12 protein-coding genes are annotated in these 13,209 nt (G+C 67.5%); 4 read left to right on the top strand and 8 right to left on the bottom strand.

What is annotated here, in order from left to right; genetic code table 11:
- Positions 1–49: 49 nt before the first annotated feature.
- From kdpC to pyrE, 6 genes are all read right to left on the bottom strand, one after another.
- Positions 50–700, bottom strand: coding sequence for a potassium-transporting ATPase subunit KdpC (gene kdpC, locus AC13GF_RS10285; protein WP_483004538.1), 651 nt, complete (start codon positions 698–700; stop codon positions 50–52).
- Complete coding sequence (gene kdpB, locus AC13GF_RS10280) at positions 697–2,754, bottom strand: potassium-transporting ATPase subunit KdpB (RefSeq protein ID WP_483004537.1); 2,058 nt, start codon at positions 2,752–2,754, stop codon at positions 697–699. Before kdpB ends, kdpC begins: the two co-directional genes overlap by 4 nt.
- Positions 2,755–2,764: 10 nt before the next feature.
- Complete coding sequence (kdpA, locus tag AC13GF_RS10275) at positions 2,765–4,474, bottom strand: potassium-transporting ATPase subunit KdpA (RefSeq protein WP_483004536.1); 1,710 nt, start codon at positions 4,472–4,474, stop codon at positions 2,765–2,767.
- A gap of 12 nt (positions 4,475–4,486) precedes the next feature.
- A complete protein-coding gene (locus AC13GF_RS10270) occupies positions 4,487–4,579 on the bottom strand; it encodes a potassium-transporting ATPase subunit F (RefSeq protein ID WP_005407770.1) in 93 nt (30 codons plus the stop codon).
- Between the two features lie 174 nt (positions 4,580–4,753).
- Complete coding sequence (locus tag AC13GF_RS10265; RefSeq protein ID WP_483004535.1) at positions 4,754–5,416, bottom strand: hypothetical protein; 663 nt, start codon at positions 5,414–5,416, stop codon at positions 4,754–4,756.
- A gap of 19 nt (positions 5,417–5,435) precedes the next feature.
- Complete coding sequence (gene pyrE, locus AC13GF_RS10260; RefSeq protein WP_049448676.1) at positions 5,436–6,095, bottom strand: orotate phosphoribosyltransferase; 660 nt, start codon at positions 6,093–6,095, stop codon at positions 5,436–5,438.
- A gap of 162 nt (positions 6,096–6,257) precedes the next feature.
- On the opposite strand from pyrE, the gene AC13GF_RS10255 reads away from it, so the two are divergent.
- From AC13GF_RS10255 to AC13GF_RS10245, 3 genes are all read left to right on the top strand, one after another.
- Positions 6,258–7,058: an exodeoxyribonuclease III gene (locus tag AC13GF_RS10255; protein WP_032128444.1), complete on the top strand. Its 801-nt coding sequence runs from the start codon at positions 6,258–6,260 to the stop codon at positions 7,056–7,058.
- A complete protein-coding gene (locus tag AC13GF_RS10250; RefSeq protein ID WP_049435222.1) occupies positions 7,055–8,428 on the top strand; it encodes a muropeptide MFS transporter in 1,374 nt (457 codons plus the stop codon). Before AC13GF_RS10255 ends, AC13GF_RS10250 begins: the two co-directional genes overlap by 4 nt.
- A gap of 78 nt (positions 8,429–8,506) precedes the next feature.
- Positions 8,507–8,737: a hypothetical protein gene (locus AC13GF_RS10245; RefSeq protein WP_005420465.1), complete on the top strand. Its 231-nt coding sequence runs from the start codon at positions 8,507–8,509 to the stop codon at positions 8,735–8,737.
- A gap of 79 nt (positions 8,738–8,816) precedes the next feature.
- Here AC13GF_RS10245 and AC13GF_RS10240 read toward each other — a convergent pair whose 3' ends face one another.
- Both AC13GF_RS10240 and AC13GF_RS10235 read right to left on the bottom strand, forming a co-directional pair.
- On the bottom strand, positions 8,817–9,944 hold the full coding sequence (locus AC13GF_RS10240) for an anhydro-N-acetylmuramic acid kinase (RefSeq protein WP_164158157.1): 1,128 nt from the start codon (positions 9,942–9,944) through the stop codon (positions 8,817–8,819).
- 66 nt (positions 9,945–10,010) lie between these two features.
- Positions 10,011–11,483 (bottom strand): peptidoglycan DD-metalloendopeptidase family protein, encoded by a 1,473-nt coding sequence (locus tag AC13GF_RS10235; RefSeq protein ID WP_483004534.1) that lies wholly within the window; start codon positions 11,481–11,483, stop codon positions 10,011–10,013.
- Between the two features lie 167 nt (positions 11,484–11,650).
- Here AC13GF_RS10235 and tyrS point away from each other — a divergent pair, with 167 nt between their 5' ends.
- Complete coding sequence (gene tyrS / locus AC13GF_RS10230; protein ID WP_049431058.1) at positions 11,651–12,862, top strand: tyrosine--tRNA ligase; 1,212 nt, start codon at positions 11,651–11,653, stop codon at positions 12,860–12,862.
- The last annotated feature ends 347 nt before the right edge of the window (positions 12,863–13,209 follow it).

Here is a 13,209-nt window from a genome sequence, read left to right as displayed (position 1 = left end):
GTGCCGCTGTCATGGCCGCCATTGTGCGCGCAGCCGGTGCAGGCCGGCATCACGGCGCCTTGGCCGCGTGGTCTAGCGCGAAGTTCAGCGTCACCACGTTCACCCGCGGCTGGCCGAACAGGCCCCACTGGCGTCCTTCGGTATGCGCCTGCACCAATGCCTGCACGCGCTCCACCGGCAGGCCACGGGCACGCGCCACGCGAGCTACCTGCAGCTGTGCCGCCGCCGGCGACAGCTGCGGATCCAGGCCGCCAGCGGACTGGGTGACCAGATCCGCGGGCACCTGCGCCGGGGCAACGCCTTCGCGTGCGGCCACCGCCGCGGTGCTGGCGGCAACGCGCTCGGCCAGCGCCGGGTTGCTGCGCGCCAGGTTGGAACCGGCCGCGGCCATCGGGTCGTAGTTGGCGGCCGACGGGCGTGCCTGGAAGTAGCCGTCACCGGTGAACGGCTGCGACAGCCACGCCGAGCCGCGTACCTGGCCCTTGCCATCGCGCAGCAGGCTGCCCTCGGCCTGGGTCGGGTAAGCCAGACCGGCGAAGCCGGTGGCGATGCCGGCGTAGACCGCGCCGGCCAGCAGCAGGGTGGCCAGGCCCAGGCCGATGGCCGGGCGCCAGCTTGCGCCATCCTGCAGGCTGGCCACACGGGCCTCGGCTTTTGCTTCGCGGGACAGGGAGGTGGAGGTGGAAGCGGAACGGTTCATGCGCCGAATACCAGGACAAGAAGGAGGTCGATCGCCTTGATCGCTGCGAACGGCAGCAGCACGCCGCCGAGGCCGTACACCAGCATGTTCCGGCGCAGCAGTGCGGTTGCAGTGGCCGGGCGGAAGCGCACGCCACGCAGGGCGAGCGGGATCAGGGCGGGAATCACCAGGGCATTGAAGATCAGTGCCGCCAGCACCGCGTTGCGCGGGCTCGACAGCTGCATCACGTTCAGTGCGGCCATGGTCGGAACGGCTGCGGCGAACAGCGCTGGCAGGATCGCGAAGTACTTGGACACGTCGTTGGCCAGCGAGAAGGTGGTCAGCGCGCCGCGGGTGATCAACTGCTGCTTGCCCACCTCCACCACCGCCAGCAGCTTGGCGGGGTCCGAATCGAGGTCGACCATGTTGCCGGCCTCCTTCGCCGCCTGCGTGCCGGAGTTCATCGCCAGGCCGATGTCGGCCTGCGCCAGCGCCGGGGCGTCGTTGGTGCCGTCGCCGACCATCGCCACCAGGCGGCCACCGGCCTGCTCCTGGCGGATGCGTGCCAGCTTGTCTTCCGGGCGGGCCTCGGCGATGTAGTCATCGACGCCTGCTTCGGCAGCGATGGCAGCGGCGGTCAGCGGGTTGTCACCGGTGATCATCACCGTGCGGATGCCCATCGCCCGCAGCTGCGCGAACTTCTCGCGCATGCCGTGCTTGACCACGTCCGACAGCTCGATCACGCCCAGCACATGGCGGCCTTCGGCCACCACCAGCGGGGTGGCGCCATTGCGTGCGACCTGCTCGACGCGGCCGGCCAGTTCAGCCGGCACCGTGCCGCCCAGCGCCTGTACATGGGCACGGATCGCATCGGCGGCACCCTTGCGGATCTGCCGCCCATGTTCAAGATCCACGCCGGACATGCGGGTCTGTGCACTGAACGCCAGATACTCGGCATGGTCCGGTTCGGCGGTGGCGCAGCCCTGTTCGCGCGCCAGGCGCACGATCGACTTGCCTTCTGGGGTCGGGTCGGCCAGCGAAGACAGCAGTGCTGCTTCGCGCAGCTGGCTGGCGTCGATGCCGGCCAGCGGGTGGAAATGGCTGGCCTGGCGGTCGCCGTAGGTGATGGTGCCGGTCTTGTCCAGCAGTAGCACGTCGACGTCGCCGGCCACTTCCACCGCCTTGCCCGACTTGGCCAGCACATTGGCGGCCAGCGCACGGTTCATGCCCGCGATGCCGATGGCCGGCAGCAGCCCGCCGATGGTGGTCGGGATCAGGCACACCAGCAGCGCGATCAGCAACAGCGGGTCGACCTTGACGCCCACCGAGGCACCGATCGCCGGCAGCGTCGCCACCACCACCAGGAAGGTCAGCGTCATCGCGGCCAGCAGCAGGGTCAGCGCGATCTCGTTCGGCGTCTTCTGGCGGTTGGCACCCTCCACCAGCGCGATCATCCGGTCCAGGAAGCTGTGGCCGGGCTCGGCGGTCACCCGCACGATGATCTGGTCGGACAGCACCTTGGTGCCGCCGATCACGCCGGAGCGGTCGGTACCGGCCTCGCGCAGCACCGGTGCCGATTCGCCGGTCACCGCCGCTTCGTTGATGGTGGCCAGGCCCTGCACGATCTCGCCATCGGCCGGTACCAGCTCACCGGCACTGACGATCACATGGTCGCCCGGGCGCAGTTCGGCGGCCGGTACCTGGGCTTCGGTTGCCCCCGGCTGCGGCGCAGCCAGCCGGCGTGCCACCAGATCCTGGCGGGCACGCCGCAGCGACGCGGCCTGGCCACGGCCACGCGCCTCGGCCACTGCTTCGGCGAAATTGCCGAACAACACGGTCACCAGCAGGATCGCGGTCACCGCCAGGCCGAAGCCCAGCGGTGCATTGCCAGTCAGGGTGACGATGGCGGCGACGATCGTGCCGGCCATCACCACTGCCATCACCGGGCTGCGCACCAGGTGCATCGGTGACAGCTTGCGCACTGCCTCGACCAGCGCACGGCGCAGGCCGGCGCCATCGAGCAGGGCAGGGCGCGGTGCAAGGGAACTGCGGGTGGAACTTGCTTGGGTACTCATCGGGGTGTCCTTAGTGCAGTCCCAGGCTCAGGTGGTCGGCGATCGGGCCGAGTACCAGCGCCGGCATGAACTGCAGCACGGTCAGGATGACGATCACCGAGACCAGGGTCAGGGCGAAGGTCGGGGTTTCGATCTGCAGGCTGCCGGCAGACTCCGGTGCCTGGCGCTTGGCGGCCAGCTGTGCGGCCACCACCAGCGGGATGATCAGCAGCGGGAAGCGGCCCAGCAGCAGCACCAGCGAGCAGCTCAGGTTCCACCACAGCGTGGCGTCACCCAGCCCTTCGAAGCCCGAACCGTTGTTGGCGTAAGCCGAGACGTACTCGTAGAAGACCTGGCTGATGCCATGGAAACCGGGGTTGGAGGTGCCCGCCAGGCCGGGTACGGCCAGGGTGATCGCGGTGAACACCAACAAGGTGATCGGCTGCAGCAGTACCAGCAGGGCCAGCAGGCGTACCTGTGGCGTCTCCAGCTTGCGGCCGAACAGTTCCGGCGTACGCCCGGTCATCAACCCGGCCAGGAACACGCCCAGCAGCAGGTACACGATGAACTGCTGCAGGCCACAGCCGATGCCGCCCCAGATCGCGCTGACCAGCATGTTGACCATCGCGATGCCGCCACTCAGCGGCGCCAGCGAATCGTGCATGCCGTTGACCGAGCCGTTGGAGACCTGGGTGGTCACCGCCGCCCACAGCGCAGTGCCATCGGCGCCGAAGCGCACTTCCTTGCCTTCCATCAGCAGCGGGGTGGCGGCGCTGGCGCTATGCCCTTCGCTCCACATCATCGCGCCGGTGGACAGCAGCGACATGCCCAGCATGCAGCTGAACACCAGGGCGCCGAATCGGCGCCGGCCGGTGAACGCGCCGATCATGAAGATCACCGCCATCGGCACCAGCAGGATGCCGACGATTTCCAGCGCGTTCGACAGCGGGGTCGGGTTCTCCAGCGGGAAGCTGCTGTTCGGGCCGTACCAGCCGCCACCATTGGCACCGAGCTGCTTGGCCGCGACCATCGCCGCCACCGGGCCCAACGGCAGTTTCTGTTCGGCCATGCCAGCGCTGGCATCGATCGGCGTGGCCTGTGGCCCACCGGCCATCGTCGACGGCACGCCCTGGCTGGTCAGCACCAGCGTCCACACCAGGCACAGCGGCAGCAGGAAGCGCACGCACAGGCGCACCACGTCCACGTAGTAGTTGCCCACCGCCATCTGGCGGTCATCGCCGCTGCCGGTGGCCGCCGCAGCTTGCGGCGCACGCGAGAACAACGCGCGCAGCGTCGCCACCGCCAGCGCCAGACCCATCATCGGCGTCACCACCTGCAGGCCGGTGATGCCGGTCATCTGCGAGAGGTAGGACAGCTGCGCCTGGCCCGAATAGTGCTGCTGGTTGGTGTTGGTCAGGAACGAGATCATCGTGTGCAGCGCGGTGTCCCAGCGCATGTTCGGGATCTGGTCCGGATTCAGCGGCAGCCAGGCCTGGGTCATGAACACCGTTTGGGTCAGGACCGCGACCACCACGTTGCTCAGTACGAAGGCCAGCACGTAGCCGCGCCAGGACATCGAGCGCGATGGATCGACGCCGAACACCCTGTACAGCGGCTTCTCGATCCAGTGGAACAGCACGTCGACCTTCATCGGCGTGCCACGCATCACGCGGGCCAGGTACAGGCCCAGCGGCCACGCCAGCAGCAGGCTGGCGGCAATAATCACAAGCATCTCAGTCATGGCCGGCTCCGCTCAGAACGACTCGGGCCGCAGCACGACATAAAGAAGATAGGCGGCGGCGACCAGCACCAGCACGCCACACAACAACGACAGCCAGGGGGACATTGCAATAGCGTCCTGGTGGAACCCCTCCACCTCAGGCCGTCATCGTCGTCCTGCCCCCCATAAACGCACTACGCGCCGGACTGGGCCGACGCGTAAAAAGTGCATAAATTCATCGTCCGAAGCCGTAACCAGGCCACGGGTAGCGCCGGGCCATGCCCGGCGGCAGGAGCGTCGTCAGCCCGCCGGGGCAGCCGGCGCCACGCCCTTCAGCTCGCGATAGCGCTGCAGGGTGCTGTCGATCTCGGCCTTCAACGCCTGTTGCTGCTGCAGGAACCCGGCCTGCAGGCGCTGCTGCGACTGCAGCTGCACGTGCCGCTGGCGGATCGCCTCGGCCTGCTTGTCGGCCACCTTGGCACCGGCCAGTTCGCGGTCGCCGGCCGCCGACAACAGGGCCACCAGCGACTCACGCAGGCTGGTGACGTTGTACTCGGCCGTCTTCAGGTTGTTGTCCAGCACTTCCTGGCGTTCGGCGAACACCCGGCGCAGGTCGTCCTCGCTGCCATAGGTGGTCAGCATCGCCTGCTCGGTGCGCTGGCGGGTCTGCTCGGCCATCAGGTCCAGCTGCTGCTGCGCGGCCACCGTGCTGGCGGCGGCGCGCTCTTCGTCGGTCAACGCGCGCTGGACCTGCGCATTGCGCAGGCCACTCTTCGCGTTGAATTCCTCGCGGGCATGGTTGACCGCATCGGCCGGCAGCGAATCACTGCAGATCCGCTCCTTGCCCTCGTTCCAGCAGTACAGCTTCTTTTCCGTCTTGTCGCCACCCCGCGACTGCGCCGGCAGCGTGAACGGCACGGCCAGCAGCAGGCCGGCAAAGAGCACAGCAGGAACTCGGGACATGACCTTTCCCCTGGGTCGGTCAGCGGATCGAACGGACGCCGTACTGGGCCCGGTAGGCTTCCAGCGGCTGCCGGTAACCCACAAGTTCCGGGTTGCCGGAGGCGAAATCAAGCAGATCGGCCAGCGATGCCACGGCGATCACCGGAATGCCGGCTTCCTCGGCCACCGACTGCGCCGCCGAACGGCGATCGGTTTCCGAAGCGATCTCCTGGCGGTCCAGCGCCACCACGATGCCGGCCGGGGTGCCACCGGCGGCGCGGATGATGCCCAGCGCTTCGCGGATCGCGGTACCCGCGGTGATCACGTCATCGACGATCAGCACGCGCTTGCCCTGCATGTCGGCGCCGATCAGCTGGCCACCCTCGCCGTGGTCCTTGGCTTCCTTGCGGTTGAACGACAGCGGCAGGTCGCGGCCACGCTGGGCCAGCTCACAGGCCATCGCGGTGGCCAGCGGAATGCCCTTGTAGGCCGGGCCAAACACCACGTCGTACTTGATCCCGGTGGCGTCGATGGCATCGGCGTAGCAGGCGCCGAGCTGCGACAGCAGCGAACCGGAGTCGAAACGACCGGCGTTGAAGAAATAGGGGCTCAGCCGGCCGGACTTGAGGGTGAACTGGCCGAAGCGCAGGGCGTCGGCAGTCAGGGCCAGCTGCAGGAAACGGTGGCGGTGGTCGCTCATCAAAACTCGATTCATCTTCATTTGGAGCACAAATCCTAATCCAGCTGGGCGTTTCGCGCTCGTCCGGGCCCGTGTGAAGGGCGTCGCGGCCCGGCCTGGCGGACTGCGCAGCCCCGCGGGCAACCGGTATGCTTGCCCGGTTTCCCGCCGTAGGTCCCCCGCATGCGCATCATCAGTTTCAACGCCAATGGCATCCGTTCCGCCGCGACCAAGGGCTTCCTCGACTGGTTCCGGTCCCAGGACGCCGACGTCCTGTGCATCCAGGAAACCAAGGCCCAGGAAGACCAGCTGACCGACCCGATGTTCCGCCCGGATGGCCACCACTGCTTCTACCGCGATGCCATCACCAAGAAGGGCTACAGCGGCGTGGCGATCTACAGCAAGCGCGAGCCGGACCAGGTCATCACCTCGCTGGGCTGGGCCCCGTTCGACGACGAAGGCCGTTATATCGAGGCACGCTACGGCAACCTCAGCGTGGTCTCCTTCTACATTCCGTCGGGCAGCTCGGGCGACCTGCGCCAGGGCTTCAAGTTCGAAGTGATGGAATGGCTGCGGCCGATCCTCGAGGAATGGGCGCGCAGCGGCCGCGACTACGTGCTGTGCGGCGACTGGAACATCGTGCGTTCGGCGCTGGACATCAAGAACTGGAAGTCCAACCAGAAGAACTCCGGCTGCCTGCCGGAAGAGCGCGACTGGCTCAATGCCCTGTGCGCCGACCATGGCCAGGCCACCGATGTCGCCGCCGGCCGTGGCTGGGCTGACGCCTACCGCCTGCTCAACCCCACCGGCGAGGACTACACCTGGTGGAGCAACCGCGGCGCTGCCCGCGCCAACAACGTCGGTTGGCGCATCGATTACCAGTTCATCACCCCGGGCCTGCGTGACCGCCTGCGCAGCTGCTCGATCTACCGCGACGAGCGCTTCTCCGACCACGCGCCGTTCATCGTGGACTACGACCTGTGACCGAGGCTGCCAAGCCGCGCCGGCCATGGCAGCAGGTGGTTTCCAACCTGAGCCAGCGCAAGGTGCTGGCGATGCTGCTGCTCGGCTTCAGTTCCGGCCTGCCGATCTATCTGGTGGGCAACACGCTCGGCTTCTGGATGCGCAAGGAAGGCATCGAGCTGAGCACGATTGGCTTCCTGTCATGGGTCGGGCTGGCCTATACCATGAAGTTCCTGTGGGCACCGATCGTCGACAAGACCGACGTGCCTCTGTTCGGTCGTTTTGGCCGCCGCCGCGGCTGGATGCTGCTGTCGCAGCTGGTTGTGGTGGTGGGCCTTGTCGGCATGGCGCTGGTCCAGCCCAAGGGGGGCCAGATCCAGTTCCTGGGTATCGCCTGGCAGCACATCGTCGTGTTCGGCGTGATGGCCGTGATCGTCGCATTTGCTTCGGCCACCCAGGACATCGTCATCGATGCCTGGCGCATTGAAAGTGCTGACAACAGCGAGCAGCTTGGACTGCTGACCTCATCCTCGGCACTGGGCTACCGCACTGCATTGCTGGTTACCGATGCGCTGATCCTGATCATCGCAGCCCGTGTTGGTTGGCAGGTTTCCTACGAGATCATGGCCGTGCTGATGGCGCTTGGCGTCGTGGCCGTGGTCATGGCCCGTGAACCCGCGCGGGAAGTGGCTGCCGTGCAGGCACAGGCGACTTCCCTATGGACGCCGCGCGGATTGTTCGATGCCGTGGCGGGGCCGTTCATCGCCTTTGTCCGCGAGCATCGCAGCGGCGCGATCCTGATCCTGGTGGCCATCAGCGTCTATCGCATGGCCGACTTCGTCATGGGGCCGATGGCCAACCCGTTCTACGTCGATCTCGGCCTGGACGAGGACACCGTTGGCGCTGTGCGAGGCTCGGTGGGCCTGGTCGCGACCTTCGTCGGCATTGCTGCGGCGGGCCTGGTCTCGGTGCGCTGGGGGGTGCTGGCGGCGCTGATGGTGGGTGCCGTGCTGGGTCCGGCCTCGAACCTGGCGTTTGCCTGGCTGGCCTATTCGGGCCCGGACACGACCCATTTCGCCGTGGCCATGGCAATCGACAACTTCGCCAGCGGTTTCGCCGGTACGGCGCTGATCGCCTATATGTCGAGCCTGACCAGCATCGGATACACCGCAACCCAGTACGCGCTGCTGAGCTCGTTCTACGCGATGCCCGGCAAGGCGCTCAAGGGGCTCTCGGGGTGGTCGGTACAGACGCTCGCACAGGGCCGGACGCTGCTGGAAGGCTACGCGCTGTTCTTCGTCGGTACCGCGCTGGTGGCGATCCCGGTGGTGATCCTCTGCGCCCTGCTGATCCTGCAGCAGCGCCGTCGTCAGGCCGCCAGCTCGACCTGATTGCCTGCCCGCCCCGTCTGCGGGATCATCGCCCCCGACGCGCCGAGGGGGCGGTGCCTTGCGAACGGGGAAGTGAGCATGGCCGACGTTGTGCTGCGGGACCTGGACCCGCTGCTGCTGGAACGCATCCGACGTGTCGCGGTCGCCCGCGGCTGGACCCACGAACAGACCTGCGCCGCTTTGCTGGAGCAGGGCCTGTTCAGTAGTGAACTGGAGGTTCGCTCCGGCTTCGGCGATCCCGAAGTGGACGCGCTCTCCGACGCCATCGCGGCCCTGCAGGCCTTGCCCGCAGGGCAGGGCTTCGATTAGCGGCCGTGCCGCAATGCTGTAGGGCCGAGCCCACGCTCGGCTGCCCGGTAGATCCACGCCATGCGTGGATGGCGCCACCTCACGCCAGGTGGATCGCTCCCAGGATCCGCGGCCCCTTCGCCCCGGTCACGCTCGGCAGGTTGCCGGCCAGCCCGTCCATCGTCCGCTGCGCCAGCCACGCAAAGCCCATCGCTTCCACGTACTCCGGGTCCAGCCCGTGCACCGCGCTGGACTCCACCTGCACTCCCGGCAGCCGCGCCGCCAGGCGCTTCATCAGCTGCCGGTTGCGTACCCCGCCGCCACAGACCAGCAGGCGCCGGGTCTGCGGCTGCTGCGCCAGCAGCGCATCGGCCACCGTCGCCACGGTCAGCTCCAGCAGGGTCGCCTGCACATCGGCGGCAGCGTATTGGCCTTCGCCCATGTGGGCCTCGGCCCAGGCCAGGTGGAACTGCTCACGGCCGGTGCTCTTCGGCGGCGGCAGCGCGAACCACGGGTCCGAGCGCCAGCCGGCCAGCAGGCCCTCGTCCACCGCGCCGCTGGCGGCGTAGGCGCCGTCGGCATCAAAGGTGCGGCCGGTATGGCGCTGGCACCAGGCATCCATCAACGCGTTGGCCGGGCCGGTATCGAAGCCACGCACCGCACCTTCGCGCGGGATCAGGGTCAGGTTGGCGATGCCGCCCAGGTTGAGCACCGCGCGGTCTTCGTCGGCGGTGCCCAGCATGCCCAGGTGAAAGGCCGGCATCAGCGGTGCGCCATGGCCACCGGCTGCCACGTCGCGGCGGCGGAAGTCGGACACCGTGGTGATCCCGGTCAGCTCCGCGATGCGGTTGCCATCGCCCAGCTGCACGGTGAAGGCGGGGTTGGCCAGCGGGCGGTGGCGCACGGTCTGGCCGTGCGAGCCGATCGCGCGCACCTGGCTGCGGTCCACGCCGGCCTCGGCCAGCAGTTGATTGGCGGCTTCGGCGAAGTTGATCGCGATCCGTGCATCCAGCTCGCCCAGTTCTTCCAGCGAGTCCAGCGGTCCGCCTTCGCCCAGCGCCACCAGCCGCGCACGCAGCACCGGCTCCCAGCGGGCGGTCAGCCCGTGCACGAAGCGGCAGCCACCGCCGGCGGGGAACTGCACCAGCGCGGCATCGATGCCATCGGCGCTGGTGCCCGACATCAGGCCAAGGTACAGGGGGGCGTCAGCGTCGGCAGTCGTGTTCATGGCAGGCATAAAAAAAGGACGCGGCAAGCTTGGGCTGCCGCGTCCTTCTTCGTCAACGCAGGGCGCTCAGCCGCGCTTGCGGCCGGTCGGCTGCTTGTCCTTGGCGCTGGCAACCTCGGGGGCGGCCTCGTCGCGGCTGGTCGGTGCCGGGCTGGCGTCGGCGTAGATCAGCTTCTCCATGCCCTGGATGCGGGCCATCGCCGGTGCGGTCTGCGAGCGGAAGGCGACCAGCTCGGCGCCCTTCAGCGGCTCCGGCGGTGGCATGGTCACAGTCAGCGGATTGCGATGCTCGCCGTTGACGCGGAATTCGTAGTGCAGGTGCGGGCCGGTGGCCAGGCCGGTCGAGCCGACATAGCCGATCACCGTGCCCTGGGCCACGCGCTGGCCGGTCTTGATGTTCGCAAAGCGCGACATGTGGCCGTAGAGGGTGGTGTGGCCACGGCCGTGGTCGAGGATCACCACATTGCCGTAGCCGCGCTGCACGCCGGCGAACTGCACGCGGGCATCGCCGGCGGCCATGATCGGGGTGCCGGTGCGCGCGGCGTAGTCCACGCCCTTGTGCATGCGCATCTTGCCCAGCACCGGGTGCTTGCGCGCGCCGAAGGTCGAGCTCAAGCGCGCGAAGGGGATCGGCATGCGGATGAAGCTCTTCTTCAGCGAACGGCCGTTGATGTCGTAGTACTCGGACTTGCCGTTGCGGTCGAAGCGGAAGCCGGAATAAGTCTTGCCACCGGTGGTGAAAGTCGCCGCCAGGATCTTGCTGGTGTCCACCTTCTCGCCTTCGCGCCAGGTTTCATCCATCACCACGCTGAAGCGGTCGCCCGGCTGCAGGTCCTTCGAGAAGTCGATGTCGTACTTGAAGATGTCGTCGGTCATCGTCGCGATCGCCGACGGCGACAGCCCGGCCCGGCGGGCGGCGGCATACAGAGAACTGGTGATCTCGCCGCTGGTGACCACGGTACGCGTGGAGGTCTCGCGCTGGGTCACTTTCTCCTTGATGTCATCGCCGGCCAGGCTCAGCTCCACCCGGTGGTCGGCATCGCGGTCGAAGCGGATGCTGCGCAGGTCGCCGGACAGCGGCATGTCGAAGGCAATCTCGGCGCCCGGGCGCAGCTTGGTCAGCGCCTCACGCGCGCCCGGGTGGTCCAGTACCCGGTGCAGGGTGGTGGCCGGGATGCCAGCCTTGTCGAACAGATCGCTCAGGGTCTGGCCGCGCTGCACGCGCAGCACCTGCCAGCTGTCACCGGGCACCTGCTGCTGGCGGGCCATGGTCAGCGGCGGCAACGGCAGCGCCAGGCTGGTATGGCTGTCGGCAAAGGGGGCGTCGATGGTGTGCGAGAAGCCCGGGACGATGGTCGCCACCAGGGCGCCGATGGTCGCGAACAGGCTGGCGTGCATCCAATGGCGCCGGGTCCAGCGTTCATTGAAGGCGGCGGGAAGATGTTGCCTGAGCTTCCGATGCAGGGCGTTGTCGTGCAGGACGTGGAGGCGTTCCTGGAAGCGCTGCTTGCGTGCGCGCCCTTGTTCGGAATTGTGCATCGGCGGTTTTTTCCTGGCAGCCCGGGAGCGCGGGCCTGATCGCCGGTTACCATAGACACCTGAGAAAACCGCGTCAAACCCTTGTGCCCATTGGCTTTTGTGAAGCCAATCGGGTTAACTTTGCTTTAACACCCCACACAAGAATCGGCGTTGCCGGGAGTAGTCACGTGTCCTCGATTGAAGAAGCCCTTGCCCTGATCGGCCGCGGTGCCGACGAGATCCTCAAGCTCGAGGATCTGCGTGCGCGCCTGCAGGAAGGCCGCCCGCTGCGGATCAAGGCCGGCTTCGACCCCACCGCGCCCGACCTGCACCTGGGCCATACGGTGCTGCTGAACAAGATGCGCCAGTTCCAGGACCTCGGCCACCAGGTCATTTTCCTGATCGGCGACTTCACCGGCATGATCGGCGACCCGTCCGGCAAGAGCCTCACCCGCAAGCCGCTCAGCCGCGAGGACGTGCTGGCCAACGCCCGTACCTATGAGGAGCAGGTGTTCAAGGTGCTGGACCGCAGCCGTACCGAAGTCCGCTTCAACTCTGAGTGGTTCGGCAAGATGGGCGCGGCCGACATGATCCGCCTGGCCGGCCAGCACACCGTGGCGCGCATGCTCGAGCGCGATGATTTCGCCAAGCGCTACGCTGCCCAGCAGTCCATCGCCATCCACGAGTTCCTGTACCCGCTGGTGCAGGGCTACGACTCGGTGGCCCTGGAAGCCGACGTCGAGCTGGGCGGTACCGACCAGAAGTTCAACCTGCTGATGGGCCGTGGCCTGCAGGAACACCACGGCCAGAAGCCGCAGGTGGTGCTGACCATGCCGTTGCTGGAGGGCCTGGACGGCGTCAACAAGATGTCCAAGTCGCTGGGCAACTACATTGGTATCAGCGAGCCGGCCATCGACATCGTCACCAAGACCATGAAGGTGGACGACACCCTGATGTGGCGCTGGATCGAGCTGTTGTCCTTCGACATCAGCCAGGCCGAAGCCGTGCAGCTGCGCGAGCAGGTCGCCAATGGCGGCCTGAACCCGCGCGTGGTCAAGCTGCGCCTGGCGCGTGAACTGGCGACCCGCTTCCACGACGCCGCGGCGGCCGAGCAGGCCATTGCCGGCTGGGAAGCGGCGGTGACCGGGCAGGGCGACATCACCCAGCTGCCGCTGCAGGACGTGGCGATCCCGGCCGAAGGCCTGCGTATCGCCGCACTGTTGACCGCGGCCGGACTGACCCCGAGCAACTCCGAAGCCAACCGCAAGCTCAAGGAACGCGCGGTCAAGGTGGACGGTGAAGTGGTCGAAGATGGCCAGCAGGTGCTGCAGCCGGGCTTCGAAGGCCTGCTGCAGGTCGGCAAGCGCACCTTCGCCCGCGTGCGCCTGGTCGCTGCCTGAGACAAAGGAAGGGCCGGCGCAGCCGGCCCTTCCTTATGCTCTTGTAGAGCCAAGCCCATGCTTGGCTGCGCTTCGCGGGTTCCTACCGCAGCGCGATGGATGAATGGATGCAACATCCGTTGAAAAAAATCGCCACACCCCCTTCACAAACGGTGGGAATAGGGACATACTTCTCCTCCCCCGTCGCAGGGGTCGCCACCAAGGGGCTTCAGCGACATCAGGGCGCCCACCACCGCCGAACGAGATGATCGAACGAAGGTGTTGACGGACTGAAAAAGTCTGGCATAATGGGCGGCTCGCTACGAAGGAAACTTCGCAGCACACGGGAACGGCGCTGAGGCCACTTC

It is taken from the genome of Stenotrophomonas sp. 22LJNL06-5-1, from assembly GCF_056861455.1.
This window is presented reverse-complemented; position numbering and strand designations above follow the sequence as displayed.